Consider the following 16,167-nt stretch of genomic DNA (forward strand, 5'->3'; position numbering starts at 1 on the left):
ATGGTTGCCGCGCCCTGCCTTGAATTCGAGTTGCGGCGCACCAGGGGCGTCGGCGACGAGGGTTTCAGGGTCGAAACGGCCCGCGCCACGCTGGGCGCGGGCGAAATCCTGGCCCTGACCGGCCCCAGCGGCTGCGGCAAAAGCACGCTGTTGGAAATGCTCGGACTGGTGCTGGAACCCGGTCCCGGCAGCCATCTGGCATGGCGGGTGGACACGGAACAGCCGCCGCTCGACATCCCCGCGTTATGGCGGCACGGGCGCGAAGACGCGCTCTGTGGGCTACGCGCCCACCGGCTCGGCTTCATCCTGCAAAGCGGTGGTTTGGTGCCGTTCCTGGACGTGCGCGGCAATATCGGCCTGCCCCGGCGCTTGGTCGGCCTGTCGGAAGATGGCCCGGAGGTGGACCGCCTGGTCGATACCCTCGATATCCGCCATCTACTGGCGAAGAAACCGGGCCAGCTTTCGGTGGGCGAACGCCAGCGGGTCGCCATCGCCCGCGCCCTCGCCCATGCGCCGCCCTTGCTGCTGGCCGACGAACCCACGGCCGCGCTGGACCCGGCCCGCGCCGAAGCCGTCCTGGGTTTGTTGGTGGATTTGGTACGCGACGGGCGTGGCATGGCGGTCATCGTCACCCACGACCGCGATTTGATCCAGCGCTTGGGCCTGCGGGAAATGCGGGCCTGGGTCGATGCCGGAGGCCGGTTGGCGAGGTTCGACCACCATGCGGCCTGAGTTCGCCCCGGTCCATCCGAACCCCACGCCGCGGTCGCGCCGGGGTTTGGCTTTGCGCTTGGGATTCCAGGATTTGCGCCATGACTGGCGGGTGTCGGCGGCCCTGGCCTTGTCCATCGTCAGCGTGCTGGCCCCGCTGCTGTTGTTGCTGGGACTCAAGGCCGGAGTGCTGTATACCTTGCGCGAAATCCTGCTCAAAGACCCGCGCAACCTCGAAGTCCTGATTTTCGAGAACACCCGTTTATCCCCGGCTTGGTTCGAGCAACTCCGCGCCGACACCGAACGGGTCCGCTTCGTCATTCCCGGCACCCGTACCCTGAGCGCCGTGGTCGATCTGGAAAACCGCAACGGCCTGCAACTCCGGCAGGTGGATATCGTACCCACGGCGGTGGGCGATCCCTTGTTGCCGTTGGGGCTGGCTCCGCCCGACCGGATCGACGCCATCCTGCTGACCCATCCCGCCGCCGCCCAACTGGCCGTGTCGCCCGGCGAGCGCGTCAAGGTTTGGATCACGCGCACTCTGGACGGTATCGACCAGCGCGAATCCCTGGAATTGACGGTCGCGGGCATCGTGCCGGAAGCATCGTTGGCCCGGCCCGCGTTGTTCACCCGCTTGGAATTCCTGGAAGCCGTCGAGGATTACAAGGAGGGCTATGCCGTGCCCGCCCTGCTATTCGGGCGGGAAGCGCGAGCGCCGCCGTCCGCCGTTTGCGGCAGTGCTTGGGGCGGACCGCTACCGTCCTGGCCGCTCTGGCCCGATGCGCCCGATGACCTATTCCCGACGGGTTCGGAGTCCACGCCGTCTCCTCCGGTCCAGCCCGCCGCCACCGTGCCGGCCCGCGCCGCTTCTTCCTTGCTGGCGGGCAAACACCGTGCCGGCCCGCGCACCACCTACGCCAAGGCCCGGCTCTACGCCCGACGGCCCGAGGATGTGATCCCGCTGGCCGACCGCCTCAGGGCTTCCGGGCTGGAAACCCGCACCCGCATGGACGACCTCGCCCGCCTGCAAGCCACCGACCGGCTGCTGGGCCGGGTCTTGGCCTGGATCGGCGCGATAGCCTTGGTGGGGGGGGCCTGTGCCTTCGGCGGCGCGAGTTGGATCACCCTCGAACGCAAGCGTGGCAGCTTGGCCCTGCTGCGCTTGATGGGCCTCACGGGCGGCGAAATCCTGGCTTTCTGCCTGTATCAAGCCCTGCTCTTGGGCGGCGTGGCCTTTGTCATCGCCGGGGCGCTGTACGCGGCGGGGTCCACGGCGCTCAACCACTACGGTGCGGAATTGTTCGCCGAATTATTGGGTTATGGCGGCGTGGCCGGGGCGCTTTGCCGCCTTGGAACCGGGGACGCGCTGACCGCCGCCGCCGGTACCTTGGGTTTCACCTTGTTGGCTTCGTTACTGGGGGTTTTCCATGCACAATCGATCCAGCCGGCGGAATGCCTGCGCGAGAATGGCTGATTGGGGACTGGGCTTGCTGTTGTGGCTGGCCGGAGGGCTGGCGTTCGGGGCCGACGGGTTGGACGCCCTGAACGATCCCGCCAAGCCCCTGCCGGACGATGTGGCCTTGCCCATGCCCTGCGGCGGCAAGATGGTGTTCCGGCGGGTCGAGACCGTGGGTGGCGGTGCCTTGGGCGAGCAAAAGCTGCGGCTGGGCGAGGAAAACCCCGGCGCGGTGCTCGGCCCCAAGGAAGGCGCGGTGGATGCCTATTTGGCGGGAGCCTTCCCCATCGCGGGCAATCCGGCCCGGCGCTATTTCCTGCTGGGCAAATACGAGGTGACCCGGCGCCAATACGAGGCGGTCCGGCGCTCCCTCGCCCATAAGGACGGGCCGCTGGATTGCCAAGGCTTGCCCGAGGAAAACTTCCCCAAGACCGGTCTGAGCTGGTTCGACGCGGTGGCTTTCGCCGATGGTTATACCCAATGGCTGCTGGCCAACGCCCAGGACCAAGTGCCCAAGGATGGCAAATCGCTGGGTTTCGTCCGCTTGCCGACCGAGGTGGAATGGGAGTTCGCGGCGCGGGGGGGCAATGCCGTGAACGAGGCCGATTTTCGTGGTCCCAACTTCGTCAAGGACGGCGAGCTATACCGCTATGTCCAGCACCAAGGCACGGAATCCGCCAATGGCAAGGTCCAGTATATCGGACTGCTGAGTCCGAATCCGTTGGGGCTGTACGACATCCTGGGCAATGTCGATGAAATGGCCTTCGACCTGTTTCATCTGACCAAGCATTCCCATTGGCACGGGCGGGCCGGGGGCTTCGTGGTGCGCGGCGGCAATTTCGACACCAACGCCGGGGATATCCGTTCCTCCCTGCGCCGCGAAGAACCTTATTACACCGACAAGCAACCGCGCCGGGCCGAGACCACCGGCTTCCGCGTCGCCGTGGCCGGGCCGGTCATCAGCGAACAGAACCTCCGTGCCATCGAGGCCGAGTGGGCGAGCCTCAAGGATGAAGCGGCCCCGTCGCGGGCGGCGCAACCGCAGCCGGCACCGCCGACAACCGCCGTCCCGGACCCGCGTCTCGCCCAGCGGCTCGGGGAAGCGGAAGCGGCGCTCCAGCACTGCCAAGCGGCCAAGGCCGCGGTGGTGCCTGCCGGCCCGGCCCCGGTTCAGTCCGGTGCGGTGGTGAGTGCTTGTCCCGATCCCCTGGGCAAGCTGTCCAATGAATCGCGCAGCGACCTGCTGGCCGATATCAGCGATTTGGCGATCCACACCAACCATCCGCTATTGCGTAGGCGCTTGGACCATGTCTGGGATGAAACCGCCCGCGTGATCGAATTCCAGAACGAAGACCGCAGGCGTGCCGCCAGGGAGGCGCTACGCACCGCCGCGATGATTTGTCAAAAACTCCGCGACGATGAGTACAATGTCATCGAACCTTGGGAAAATCGTAAGAAAGCCCATTGCCTAAGGGATACCAAGGGGCAGGATTGCCTTAACGATGAAACAAAAATTCTCAAGCTCAAGGACCGGGTCGCCAATAATCTCGGCTTCTACGCCGATGCGGTGTTGGAACTGGCCCGGAGCTATCCCATGGAAATCCTGGGGGCCGAGAAAGACCTGCTCCTGACCCGGATCGAACAGCGCAAATACCAGGATTTCATGCCCTTCGTGAAACTGCTGTACGGACACGCCCAGCGCTACGCCGCCGATGGCAAGCAAAACCGGGAAGCTTGGTATCGGGATTGCGCGGCGGTCCGTCTGGAATGAACTACCTAAAAAGGGGGAAAACGATGAAGCAACCCAGATCGACCATCAACGCCCTGGCCGTCGCCCTGGCGACCCTGGCCCTGTCCGCCTGCGCCACCGTGCCGCGTAGCCCATCCGAACAGCGCTTGGAGACGCAGAGCGAATGGTTCAGTAGTTCCCATCTCCAAGGGTGCCTCTTGGGCGCGGCGTTGGGGGGGGGCGGTTGTGCCCTTGCCGGGGGCAATACCGCAACCTGCGTGGCCTCGGCCTTGGCCGGGTGCGGCCTCGGCTTGACCGCTGCGGAGTACATGACCCAGAAGCGCCAGCAATACGCCAACCAAGAGCAATTCCTGCAATCGGTCATTACCGATGTGCGCCAAGACAACCAGCGTGTGTCCTCCTATGTCGCCACCCAACAGCAGGTCGTCAACGAGAACCTGGCGAAGCTCGCCCAGCTTGAACAGGACTACGCCCAGCACAAAATCAGCCTGGACGAAGCCAAGAAGCGCAAAGCCGTCCTGCGCAAAACCCAGGCGCTGCTGGAGAAGAAGTTGGACGATTTGCGGCATGTCGATAAGCAATGGCAGGACCGCTATGCCGTGGCGACCGACCCGCGTATCGGCCAGGAGGTGCAAACCCTGCAACAACAGGTGAACGCGGCGGATCAGGAAGTCCGGGGATTCACGCAGAAACTCGATGTATCCACCGTCAGTGGTTAAGCCTATGCGTTACCAGTATTTTGCGGGTTTTGCCTTGGTGGCGGGCTTGTCCGGTTGCGCCACCACCCGGGATTGCGATCCGCGTTATGATCCAGGGTTTTTCGGCAGCGTCAACTGCCATGCCAGCGATGCCTATCAAGGCCGGATCGACGAAGGCAAGAAAATACTGGCGGACGAGCAAGAGCTTAAACAGCAATTGGCCCAGCAATCCGCCGAAGTGGAAAAAACCAAGCAGGACACCGAAGCGGCCTTGGCAAAGGCACAGGCCGATTTGGATGGCATGGAAAGGGAGTTGGGTGATATCGGGGGAGCCTTGAAACAAGCGGGCAAAGCCAATGCCCGCCTGACCCGGCGAATCGGTCAATATCAAACAGATATTAAAGCGATGAAAGCCAAGGTTAAAAAAGGCAATCCCCAAATCGCCGAACGGGATAGGTTGAAGCGCGAGCTAGCGGCATTGCAGGCGGCGATACCTCGATAAATCGGGGTATAGGCTAAACCCGGTCGAGCGGGTTTATAGCGATAATTGTGAAAAGGTGGGTTTATGACGCAGAAAACAGGGCGGTGCAAAAACTATGGCATCTGCGCCAACGCGGACAGCCGCAAGTTATTGCAGGCCGACGATACCAATTTCATCTGCCCGGAATGCGGAAAAACATTGGTGCCGGTCGCCGATCCCGGCAAAGCCGGGGGCGGGCAGGGGTATTGGATCATCGGCGGTGTGGCGGCGGCGGTTTTGGCCATCGCCATGGGCGTAGGGTATTTGTTGCTTTCTCCCGATAGGCAAGAGCCGATTGCGCCGGCTCCGGTATCTACGCCAACGCCGGAAAAGCGGGTGGTGGAAGTGCGACCGCCCTTGCAGCAGTCCGAGAGCGATACCGAGCGGCGCTACCCTGGGCCAACACCGGAGCCGGAACGCGATTTGGATGGGAAAACCGATCCGGCAACGGGGCGGGATGATCCTGTTTGGGCACCCAAGCCCGCGTCCGATTGGATCAAGACTTTTCCGATTAACCGTCGTTAAAGGCTAGAGTTGTGATAAACCCAGCGTTGGAGATAAGCCATGCCGCGTTCGATTGTTCTCGTTGTGAAATCCTTGCCGCGATTCCTGATGGCGGTTTTGCTGATATTTCAGTGCGCGGTACCGGGCCATGCTTACGCTGTGGTAATCCAACCCACCGCTGAAGATATTGCCGAGTTCAAGGCCGTACACGAGGCGATGAAGGACCGCGCTCCTGAAATCAAAGCATTGGTGAATGCTGGAAAAGTACAACGCCAGGGTTACAAACTGCTAGGGCTAAAGGCGCTTACGGTTAAGGAAAAGGAATTGATTAATGAGGAAAACCAGGGTCGGATGGTATACATAGAATTTATAGCTAAACATTCCGATCCACCTCAAAGTTTCGATGAGGTCGTGAATGTGTTGGCGCAAGAATGGGGTTCGGAGCGGAGACCCAATCCATCTTCCGGCAGACCCGAAAAAGTTGGAATTATCGAGGTAGGTGGCAAAGGTATTCGAGGGTTGGCGGTAGGCTTTCATGAGGCCGAAAACAACCCGGACTGCCAAAGCGATACGGACGATGATGGCGAGCAGGAGCAGGCGATGAAGTGTTTGCTCAAAGATGCCATTTCTCCATTAAACCCCAGTGGAATTGAGAAAAACGCGATAAGGGACACCGCGATAGCAGTGGAACAAATGCTGGGGATGGTGATGGCAAAAGGCGTGGATGTAGAGGATATTTATATTGTTGGAAGTAGTAGTGTTAATGACGCTGAGCATAAGACCGAACTTAAAAGGGAAATTGAAAAAAGGGTAAATTTGCCTGGAAAAATGGACTTTGTGACTTTTGACCAAGAGGCTAGATATAACTTCGAAGGTATGATCGCGATGTTACCGGCTAAATGGCGGGACAAAAGAAAGGAGCAAGCCGTGATTTTGGATATTGGCAGCGGAAATATCGTGGGTTCTTATCAAGATGCTGATGGTAGACTTGTGCCATTTTCCTTAACAAGGTTATTAGGTACCAAGAAATTTAGTGATCTAGTGGAGTCTGAGATTACGCGCAAAAAGCCTACTGATGATGGCCCCACGCCTATAGTGGTTAGCAATCAAGACTGGTCGATCATGTCTGAAAAGATAAGGGACGAAGTGCTGAGGCCGGAAATCAGGGCCTTGATCGACCGGAAGCCTGGAATATTTTCGCATGACAGGATTTACTTGGCTGGTGGTATTAATTGGGCTTTATTTACATTGCAGCGACCTTATGATACCAGACGGTTTCCGAATATTTCGCTTGACAATATAAATGATCTAAGGAAGCGTGCGGTAGGCGTTAAGCAGGGTATGAGTGTGTGTCTTAATAATCAAGGAATTAATGATCCGAAGGTGGCTAAGCAGGTTCGGGAGGATATGCTGAAGGTATGTGATGTATTTTCGACTAGAAATATTATATCTGGTATGGATATAGTAAAAGTATTTGCGGATGAATTGGGCTTTAAAAACCGAGCAGGAAAGGTTTTTTTCTTCAGAAACTCAATGTATGCGTGGCCTTTGGGATATCTGCATGAAAAATGTCGCCAAGATGGGAAATGTTAAAAGAGATGTGTCCAATATTAAACCAATTTTGCAATAAGGAAATCGTGATGAAAAAGTTATCAAAGCCTGAAATCTGCACTGTTATTGGCAGATTAGCCTGCCTGTCATTGTTTTTTACCAACGCCGGATGCAGCGGAGTCGGACCCCAAATCGCCTCCGTGCAATCCAGCCAATGGATCACCTGCTTCCCCGCCGAAAAATTACAAGCCGAAAAGCCCCCGACCTGTGAGTTATCGGCGGTGGCGAAAGCCGAAAAAATCCTGGTTTTTGCCAATGATAAAGCCATCCCCGATGGTTCTCCGGTATTCGCCGAAAGGTTCGACGGAAGCAAGGTGGATGATAAGCCGGATTACTTCAAAATCCCGGATACCTATATCAAATCCAGCAAATACGAAGGCATGGCCACCACCCCCGACGGGGCATGGGTGATCGCCACCACGGCTTTCGACCGTTTCGATCCAAACAAGCCGGACTGGAACGCCTATAACCGGATTTTGGCTTGGCCTGCGGGTCATCACGATCAACCCCAAGTGCTGATTGGGAAGACAGAACAGGATATCGACCAATTCCGCAAGCAAATCAAAAAAACGGTGACAGAGGGCGGCGATAAGTTGGGGTATTTCAAGATCGAAGGGATTGCCGCCATTCCGGCCAAGTCGCCTCAGGATAATACCGGTCGCTTGTTATTCGGGATCCGCGAGTTGGGCGAGAGCTACGATAAATTTAACTATGCCAGAAAATTGGTCGAGGTGGGATATACCATCGCCAACAATCAGATAAGCTTGGGAAGCGACTATAAGCTCAAGTATCAATTCGATGTGTCGCCGGAAGATCAAGCAGCGGGTGTGCCGCAAGAGGTTGGGCTTTCCAGTGTCGAGTACGATCCAGCCAATAAAAGGCTTTATTTGTTGACCAGCTTCGAGCAAGGCGAAGAACCTTCCAAGAAATTGGGTTCTTACCTCTGGGTTTTGGATGAAAAAGTTTTGGAAAGCGAACCGGGGCGGCAAGCGCGCCCAGTTTTGATTAAAGACGCTACCACTGGTAAGCCGGTAAAATTCCCCCATAAGGCCGAAGGTCTCGCGGTTTTGGGCGGTGACAGGATCGTGGTCATATTCGACGATGACCGTGTCACGAAATTCGATGGCGAGCCGGACCGGAAATTAAACGAATCCCTGTACCAAGTGATTCAATTGCAATGAATTGGCGGGCTTGCTGACACACTCCACAAGGATGTGGATCGATTCTCACCGGCCTGTGCCTATCTGACGTTAATCTGCTCACACCTTTCCGCCCCGTGGCTTCCGCCAAACCCGTTCCATCCAAAACGCTTCCATTTTGTTTTGCCAGGCTTTCCGGTAATGTGAGCCGTTCCACCAACCTTTCCCCGATGCTGCGCTGGCTATTGCCAGGAACGCCCGCCACTGCCCGCGTCGATGCGGAATCTTTTGCGCGAGTTCTCATGGCACCTCAATATCGATGTATCCGTTACGGAACCTGTGGTCTGGCCGACCAGCGGGCGGTAATCGCTTCCGATACCGGCGATCCTCCCATCTGCCCGGAATGCGGCGGTCCGCTCAAGCCGGAAACGGTCGAATCCCCCCGGCATCCAGCCACCTGGATGCCCTTGGGAGTCTGGGCCATCCTACTGATGGCGGCCTTGGGCGGATTGGCCTGGACCACTTGGGTACCAAAACCGGAACCGTCCATGGTGTATGGGCAAGGATTGTCCACCACTGGAAGTGGGGTTTATGGTGGGAGTGGGCTGGGATATGTGAATGGATCGGAAAAACCCGATAATAACCGGAAATTCAATCCCGACCTGTCCGGTTTAATCGAGGTGGCCGGGCCGGAGGTTAGGGCGTGGGTGGCCAATTTGAGTAAGGCCTGCTTGAATGGCCAAACCGCGATAGGCACCTGTTTTACCCAATTACCATCGGTGAAAATGGGTGTCACGCCGGATCGGGGATTGCGGGAGATTTTGATGGCGGTGGGTACGCTACGGGATCGCCTGGGTACCGGGTATTCGGTCGGGCCGGAACAAATCCGGGTGGTGGGCCATGAAGGTCTAGGGGCCACGGAAGACGGGGCTAGGTTGAAGGCCGGTTTGGAATCCGAATCCGGCGGGACGGTGAAAATGGATTTCCTCGATCGTCAGGAGGTGGCGGCTTTGGCGTTTGCGGCGGCTCTGGAGTTATTTCCTTTGCCTCATTATAAACCCGAAGATATTGTTTTCCTGGAGGTGGGTAAGAGCGCTTCGTTCGGCGCTTATCGGGCAGCGGGCGAATCCGAGGCTAGGACAACCACGTTCGATCTGGAATGGGGTTTTAAGAATTATGCCGACGAGGTGGCTTATCGGGGTTTTGTGGAGGGTTTCGCCCAGGCTTCCAAGCGGTTGGAAAACGATTTCCTAATGCCGATCGTTCGGGAAATGGTGGAGCGGAAACCTGGTATCATCCATCGCCGTGCCATGTATTTGGCGGGGCAGGGTGTTTGGGCTGCGGCGATGCTGCTCCATGCCACGCCGGAAATGGGCAAGATCGGTCCACGGGATTTGGAAAAAGCGCGGCGGCGTTTGGCCGAACCGGGGGTATGGCGGGAGGTTTGCGCCGACAGCCAATATCGTTTCGATGCTTACGCGCAAAGCCTTTGCCAAACCTTGAGCCAGGACGAGGTCTTGGCCGGGATCGATTTGCTGCGAGCTTTCGCCGAAGAAATGAAGTTTGGGAGCAAGGAAGTCTATGTGCTGCGCGATACCGCCTATCTCTGGCCCTTGGGCTATTTGAAAGCGAGGTATGGGCTTGCGAAAACGGGCGGTGTCGATAACCTGACCCGGCATGATTGATCCGCCTATTCCCCCGATGCGAACCCAACCCCCGGCCTTCGCCTATTTCCTCCCCCTCTGGCTGACCCTTTTCACCTTGCTGCCGCTGCTGATGGTGGCCGCCGTCAGCCTGATGCGCCGCGACGAATCCGGCTTGATCGCCCCCGTCTTCACCCTCGCCAATTATGCCCGGCTGCTCGATCCGCTCTATCTCAGGGTGTTCGGCCATTCGCTGGCGCTGGCGGCGCTGGCGACGGTGTTGTGCCTGCTTGTCGGCTATCCCTTCGCCTATTTGTTGTCGCGGGTGCGGGCGGGGTGGCGGCCCGCGCTGTTGACCCTGGTGATCGTGCCGTTCTGGACCAATTCGCTGGCGCGGGTCTATGCCATGCGCGGGCTGCTCGCCGCCAAGGGGCCGGTGAATGCTTTGCTGTTGGCGCTGGGCTGGATCGACGAACCGGTCCGCCTGCTCTATACCGGCCCGGCGGTCGCCATCGGCCTCGTCTACGTCCTGCTGCCGTTCATGGTCTTGCCTTTGTATTCCAGCTTCGAGAAACTCGACCACCGCCTGATCGAAGCGGCCCGCGACCTGGGCGCGGGCCGCTTCGCCACCTTTTGGCGGGTGATCGTGCCCTTGACCGCGCCGGGCATCGCGGCGGGAAGCCTCCTGGTGTTCCTGCCCGCGCTGGGGATGTTCTATGTCACCGATGTGTTGGGCGGGGCGCGGGGGCTGTTGGTCGGCAATTTCCTCAAGGACCAATTCCTCGATGCCCGCGATTGGCCGTTCGGAGCCGCCGCCAGCGTCTTGGTGATCGCGTTGTTGTTCGTGTGCCTGGCGTTATATGGCCGGGTCCGGGGCGGGGTCGGCCATGGCTAGGGTTTATCTGGCGCTGGTCTATGGCTTTTTGTACCTGCCGATGGCGGTGTTGGTGGCCTATTCCTTCAACCCCTCCAAGTACGCCACCCGCTGGGAAGGTTGGACCTTGGATTGGTATCGCAATCTGGCGCTGGACGAAGGGCTCAAGCAGGCCGCGCTGCATTCGCTGGCCATCGCCGGGCTGGCCGCGAGCCTCGGCACCGTGGTCGGCACCTTGGGCGCGGTGGGCCTGTACCGCTATCGCTTCCGGGGGCGGGCGCTGGCCCAGGGCTTGTTGCTGGTGGGCATGATGTCGCCGGATATCGTGGTGGGGGTGTCGCTGCTGGTGTTGTTCATCGCCTTGCGTGTGGAACTGGGATTCTGGACCTTGCTGCTGGCCCACACCGGCTTTTGCCTGCCCTTCGTCGTGGTCACGGTGCTGTCGCGCTTGCAGGGTTTCGACCGGGGTTTGATCGAGGCGGCCCAGGATTTGGGCGCGGGCGAAGCGGCGGCGCTGGCGCGGGTGGTTGTGCCCTTGTGCCTGCCGGCCATCGCGGCGGGTTGGTTGTTGAGCTTCACCTTGTCGCTGGACGATGTGGTGGTGAGCTTTTTCGTGACCGGGCCGGAGTTCGAGGTGTTGCCCTTGCGGATTTATTCCATGGTGCGGCTGGGCGTGAAGCCGGAGGTGAACGCGCTGGCGAGCTTGTTGTTCGCGCTGTCCTTGCTGCTGGTGTCGCTGTCCCAGTGGTTGCTGCACCGGGGGCCGCGATGAGGCTGTGGCTGGCGCTGTGGCTGGGTGGGTTCGCCGCCGCCGCGCGGGCCGAGGCGCCGGAATTGCGGATTTTCAATTGGTCGGATTATCTGCCGGACGAGGTGGTCGAGCGCTTCACGGCGGAAACCGGCATCGCGGTCACGGTGTCCACCTACGACAGCAACGAGGCCATGTACGCCAAGCTCAAGCTGCTGGACGGCAAGGGCTACGATCTGGCGGTGCCCTCGACCTATTTCGTGGACAAGCTGCGGGCGGCGGGCTTGTTGCGGCCCTTGGAGCGGGCCAAGCTGCCGGGGTTCGCCCATCTCGATCCGCGCCATCTCAACCAGGCTTTCGATCCGGGCAATGTCTACAGCCTGCCGTATCTGTGGGGCACGACCGGGATCGCGGTCGATGCCCGCAAGATCGATCCGGCCTCGGTGGACGGCTGGGCCGACCTGTGGCATCCAAGGTTCAAAGGCGCGTTGTTGCTGCCCAACGATATGCGCGAGGTGTTCGGCCTGGCCTTGCGGACCCTGGGACTCTCGGGCAACACCACCGATCCGCGCCAGATCGAGGCGGCTTACACCGAACTCCGGGGTTTGATGCCGAATATCCGGCTGTTCAACTCGGATTCGCCCCTGGTGCTGCTGGCCACGGGCGAGATCGACATCGGCGTGGTGTGGAACGGCAACGCCTACCACGCCCGCCAGGAAAACCCCGATATCCGCTATATCTATCCGAAGGAGGGCTGCATCCTGTGGATGGACAATTGGGTGATCCCCAAGGGCGCGGAGCATCCCGACAACGCCCACCGCCTGCTGGATTTCCTGCTCAGGCCCGAGATCGCGGCCCTCGTCACCGGGAAGATCGGCTATGCCTCGCCCAACGCCGAGGCCGTCCGGCGGCTCGCCCCGGAACTGCGCGACGACCCGACCGTGTATCCCGGCGAGGCGGTCTTGCGGAAGGGCGAGTACCAGACCGACATCGGCGATGCGGTCACGCTGTACACCGATTATTGGGAGCGGCTGAAGGCGGGCGAATAGGGCCGGTCAACGGCTGCGGCGCAGGGCGGGGCTGTATTCCGGCACGGCGGATTGGAGTTGGTCGGGACCGGATTCGTTGAAGATGTAGCGGTGGTGGATGCGTCCATCGGGACCGCGCCCGATATGCAGGACCGGGTTGCCTTTGGGCCGTGGCGCGGGGTCGGCGGCGGCGAGGTCCGGGAAGGCGGGGGCCGCCGCCCTGGCTTGTTTGAGGGCGTCGAGCGGGCCCGGCTCCTGGAGCTTGCGTTCCTGTTGCCGCCGCAGCAGCCAGCGCCTGAGTTCCTGGATGCGCTTTTGCTCGTCCTCGCTGAATACGGGGCTGGCTTTGTCGGGTACTTTGGGGGCTTGGATTTCCGGGGCTAGGCTGCCCGGATCGCCATCGCCGGCCAAGGCTTGCCCCGCCAAGGCCAGCCACCATACCCCCACCCCCATGCCCCGCCGTTTGCTCACGATATCGATCCGGTTGCGCTAAGACCAAGCGTGATTGTAGAACGGATAGCGGGCTAGGGCGCGTTTTTTTCCAGCCGTCTGCCCGTCGCTATCCCACGTCCCGGAGCGGGTGCCATCCATGGGCGGCAAATCCCTTGGGGTACTTGCAAAATTTGGTGCGGCCTGCAAAATCTGGTGCATAAAAGCCGGTTCTGGCTGGTGCTATGGTTTATTTCGCCGGGATGCCCGGTAGCCAAGCGCCAGTTCGATAGCTGGCTTTTATTTTGTAACGATTTGATTTTGTTGAAGAGGCTGTGCCGTGCATATGATGAAAAAAATTTTGTGGGTGGGGATTTCGACGGTCGCTTTCGCGTTCAGTGGCGGGGCCACGGCGGCGGCCAAGGCCTCGAAACTGGGCGACACGACTTGGAATTTGACCGGGGCCTATAACGTGAGCTATGCCTTTTCTTGCAATGTGGGTGGGCAGGGGGCCGGTCGGAAAAGGATCAAATTGCCAGGCCAGGCCAATCTTAGCTTGAATGTCCAGTTCAACCCGGACAAGACCTTCACCGTGACCGGCGATACGCTGGGCTTGGGAGCGTTCGCCGGCGACTGGAAAGGCAAGGGCCGCAAGCTGAGTTTCATGATCGACGACCAGAACGATTCATATATTTTCCAGCAATCCAAGGTTTTCCAAGAGGAAACCAAGCAACTGAGCGGTAGCGGTTCGGCGGGGGGGGGAACCTATAACTATAAGTTCAGCCCGGTCAAGTATGCCTTTGTCGGCAGTCTCAATCCCAAGGGGAACATGCTGCGCCTCAAGGAATCCGCGACTTTCAAGGTCACGGCGTCGGCTTCTTTCGCGGGACGCAGCAATAGCTGCTCGTATAGCTGGTCCGTCATGCGGGAGTACTCCGGCGGCCAAGCGCAATAAACCAGGGCGCTCCGGCCCCTCCGCGCCCGTCCCCCGCGACGGGCGTTTTTGTGTGTGGCGTGGCGGTTCGGCGCGATGAACGCTACACCACGGCCAGATTGCCCTTGGCCTCCAGCCAGGCTTTGCGGTCCGGGGCGCGTTTCTTCGCCAGCAGCATATCGAGGCGCTCGTCGGTGGTCTCCTGTTCCGCCAGTTCCTCCAAGGTGAGTTGCACCAGGCGGCGGGTGTCGGGGTTCATGGTGGTTTCCCGCAGTTGCGCGGGGTTCATCTCGCCCAGGCCCTTGAAGCGCTGCACGTTGATCTTGCCCTTGATCTTCTCGGCCTCGATGCGGTCGAGGACGCCCTTTTTCTCCGATTCGTCCAGGGCGTAATAGACCTGCTTGCCCACATCGATGCGGTACAAGGGCGGCATCGCCACGAACACATGGCCCGCCGCCACCAAGGGCCGGAAATGCCGCACGAACAGGGCGCAGAGCAAGGTGGCGATATGGTTGCCGTCGGAATCGGCGTCGGCCAGGATGCAGACCTTGCCATAGCGCAGCCCGGTCAGGTCGGCGCAACCCGGCTCCACCCCGATGGCGACGCTGATGTCGTGGACTTCCTGCGAGGCCAGCACCGCGCCGGGTTCGACTTCCCAGGTGTTCAGGATTTTGCCGCGCAAGGGCATGATGGCTTGGTATTCCTTGTCGCGGGCTTGTTTGGCCGAACCCCCGGCGGAATCGCCCTCGACCAGGAACAACTCGGACAGGTTGATGTCCTGTCCCGAGCAATCCGCCAGCTTGCCGGGTAGGGCCGGTCCCGCCGTGACCTTCTTGCGGGTGACTTGGCGGCTGGCTTTGAGGCGCTTCTGGGCGCTTTCGATCACCAGTTCGGCGATGCGCTCGCCCACCGCCGGGTGTTGGTTCAACCACAGGCTGAAGGCGTCCTTGACCACGCCGGAAACGAAGGCGGCGCATTCCCTGGAACTCAGGCGTTCCTTGGTTTGCCCCGAGAACTGCGGTTCTTGCAGTTTGACCGACAGCACGTAATGGCAGCGTTCCCACACGTCTTCAGGGGCGATCTTCACCCCGCGCGGCAACAGGTTGCGGAACTCGCAGAATTCGCGCACGGCCTCGGTCAAGCCGGTGCGGAGGCCGTTGACATGGGTGCCGCCCTGCGGGGTGGGCACGAGGTTGACATAGCTCTCGGCCACGATGTCCCCGTCCAGCGTCCAGGCCACGGCCCAATCCGCCGCTTCCTGGCGGCTTTCCAGGCTGCCGACGAAGGGTTCTTCCGGCACGCATTCCCTGGCCCCGATCCGATCCAGCAGGTATTGGGGCAGGCCGTTTTGATAGTGCCAGGTTTCGGTTTCCTGGGCGGCTTCGTCGTTGAGGCTGATTCTCAAGCCGGGGCAGAGTACGGCCTTGGCCCTGAGCAAAGCCTTGAGCCTCGGCACGGCGACCTTGGGCGTGTCGAAATAATGGGCTTCCGGCCAGAATCTCACCGTGGTGCCGGTGTCGCGCTTGGGGGCGTCGCCGATGATGCGGAGGTCTTGGACCTTCTCGCCGCGGGCGAAGGCCATGGCGGAGACCTTGCCGCCGCGGCGCACCTCGACTTCCAGTTTGTCCGAGAGCGCGTTCACCACCGACACCCCGACGCCGTGCAGGCCGCCGGAGAAGCGGTAGTTCTTGTTGGAGAATTTGCCGCCCGCGTGGAGTTTGGTCAGGATCACCTCGACCCCGGACACGCCGAGTTCGGGATGGATATCGACCGGCATGCCGCGGCCATCGTCGCGGACTTCGATGCCGCCGTCGGCCATGAGCCGCACGTCGATGGTCTTGGCGAAACCGGCCAGGGCTTCGTCGACGCTGTTGTCGACGACTTCCTGGACCAAGTGATTGGGGCGGGCGGTGTCGGTGTACATGCCGGGGCGTTTCCGCACCGGGTCGAGGCCGGATAGGACTTCGATGGAGGAGGCGTCGTAGTTGTCGTTCATGGTGTCAAGGATGGATCGACGGGCTGGGAAGTCCCGTCCGTGGCGCTCAATGCGGGGGCTGTGTGGAAAATCGGCCCGATGGGACCGGGGGCTTGTTTTTCCAGTGTACCGCAACTCATTGGCGGA

At 60.4% G+C, this 16,167-nt stretch carries 15 protein-coding genes; 13 read left to right on the plus strand and 2 right to left on the minus strand.

Annotation, left to right across the window (positions count from 1 at the left end; translation table 11 throughout):
- The 12 genes from K5658_RS02235 (at position 1) to K5658_RS02290 (ending at position 12,703) form a co-directional block, all read left to right on the plus strand.
- A complete protein-coding gene (locus K5658_RS02235; protein ID WP_221065367.1) occupies positions 1 to 732 on the plus strand; it encodes an ABC transporter ATP-binding protein in 732 nt (243 codons plus the stop codon).
- Positions 722 to 2,185, plus strand: coding sequence for an ABC transporter permease (locus K5658_RS02240; RefSeq protein ID WP_221065368.1), 1,464 nt, complete (start codon positions 722 to 724; stop codon positions 2,183 to 2,185). The genes K5658_RS02235 and K5658_RS02240 overlap by 11 nt, the downstream gene beginning before the upstream one ends.
- The gene (locus K5658_RS02245; protein ID WP_221065369.1) at positions 2,178 to 3,938 is read left to right on the plus strand and encodes a formylglycine-generating enzyme family protein; all 1,761 of its coding nucleotides are present in this window, start codon (positions 2,178 to 2,180) and stop codon (positions 3,936 to 3,938) included. Before K5658_RS02240 ends, K5658_RS02245 begins: the two co-directional genes overlap by 8 nt.
- 23 nt (positions 3,939 to 3,961) lie before the next feature.
- The gene (locus K5658_RS02250; protein WP_221065370.1) at positions 3,962 to 4,636 is read left to right on the plus strand and encodes a hypothetical protein; all 675 of its coding nucleotides are present in this window, start codon (positions 3,962 to 3,964) and stop codon (positions 4,634 to 4,636) included.
- Between the two features lie 4 nt (positions 4,637 to 4,640).
- The gene (locus tag K5658_RS02255; RefSeq protein WP_221065371.1) at positions 4,641 to 5,117 is read left to right on the plus strand and encodes a hypothetical protein; all 477 of its coding nucleotides are present in this window, start codon (positions 4,641 to 4,643) and stop codon (positions 5,115 to 5,117) included.
- A gap of 63 nt (positions 5,118 to 5,180) precedes the next feature.
- Entirely contained in the window at positions 5,181 to 5,660 is a 480-nt protein-coding gene (locus K5658_RS02260) for a hypothetical protein (protein ID WP_221065372.1), read from the plus strand.
- A gap of 39 nt (positions 5,661 to 5,699) precedes the next feature.
- A complete protein-coding gene (locus K5658_RS02265) occupies positions 5,700 to 7,232 on the plus strand; it encodes a hypothetical protein (protein WP_221065373.1) in 1,533 nt (510 codons plus the stop codon).
- Between the two features lie 47 nt (positions 7,233 to 7,279).
- The gene (locus tag K5658_RS02270; RefSeq protein WP_221065374.1) at positions 7,280 to 8,431 is read left to right on the plus strand and encodes a hypothetical protein; all 1,152 of its coding nucleotides are present in this window, start codon (positions 7,280 to 7,282) and stop codon (positions 8,429 to 8,431) included.
- 95 nt (positions 8,432 to 8,526) lie between these two features.
- The gene (locus K5658_RS02275; RefSeq protein WP_221065375.1) at positions 8,527 to 10,074 is read left to right on the plus strand and encodes a hypothetical protein; all 1,548 of its coding nucleotides are present in this window, start codon (positions 8,527 to 8,529) and stop codon (positions 10,072 to 10,074) included.
- A gap of 16 nt (positions 10,075 to 10,090) precedes the next feature.
- Positions 10,091 to 10,927, plus strand: coding sequence for a spermidine/putrescine ABC transporter permease PotB (gene potB / locus K5658_RS02280; RefSeq protein WP_221065376.1), 837 nt, complete (start codon positions 10,091 to 10,093; stop codon positions 10,925 to 10,927).
- Positions 10,920 to 11,678 carry a spermidine/putrescine ABC transporter permease PotC gene (potC, locus tag K5658_RS02285; protein WP_246628547.1) on the plus strand — a complete coding sequence of 253 codons (759 nt, stop codon included), beginning with the start codon at positions 10,920 to 10,922 and terminating at the stop codon, positions 11,676 to 11,678. The genes potB and potC overlap by 8 nt, the downstream gene beginning before the upstream one ends.
- Positions 11,675 to 12,703, plus strand: a complete 1,029-nt coding sequence (locus K5658_RS02290; protein ID WP_221065378.1) for an extracellular solute-binding protein — start codon at positions 11,675 to 11,677, stop codon at positions 12,701 to 12,703. Before potC ends, K5658_RS02290 begins: the two co-directional genes overlap by 4 nt.
- 6 nt (positions 12,704 to 12,709) lie before the next feature.
- Here the strand turns inward: K5658_RS02290 and K5658_RS02295 are convergent, their stop codons facing one another.
- The gene (locus K5658_RS02295) at positions 12,710 to 13,153 is read right to left on the minus strand and encodes a hypothetical protein (RefSeq protein ID WP_221065379.1); all 444 of its coding nucleotides are present in this window, start codon (positions 13,151 to 13,153) and stop codon (positions 12,710 to 12,712) included.
- 304 nt (positions 13,154 to 13,457) lie between these two features.
- Between K5658_RS02295 and K5658_RS02300 the strand changes: the two genes are divergently transcribed.
- Entirely contained in the window at positions 13,458 to 14,066 is a 609-nt protein-coding gene (locus K5658_RS02300) for a hypothetical protein (protein WP_221065380.1), read from the plus strand.
- Between the two features lie 82 nt (positions 14,067 to 14,148).
- On the opposite strand, the gene parE is transcribed toward K5658_RS02300, so the two are convergent.
- Positions 14,149 to 16,041, minus strand: coding sequence for a DNA topoisomerase IV subunit B (parE, locus tag K5658_RS02305; RefSeq protein WP_221065381.1), 1,893 nt, complete (start codon positions 16,039 to 16,041; stop codon positions 14,149 to 14,151).
- Positions 16,042 to 16,167: the final 126 nt, after the last annotated feature.

The organism is Methylomagnum ishizawai, assembly GCF_019670005.1.
In the GTDB taxonomy this organism is placed as follows: Bacteria; Pseudomonadota; Gammaproteobacteria; order Methylococcales; family Methylococcaceae; genus Methylomagnum; species Methylomagnum ishizawai.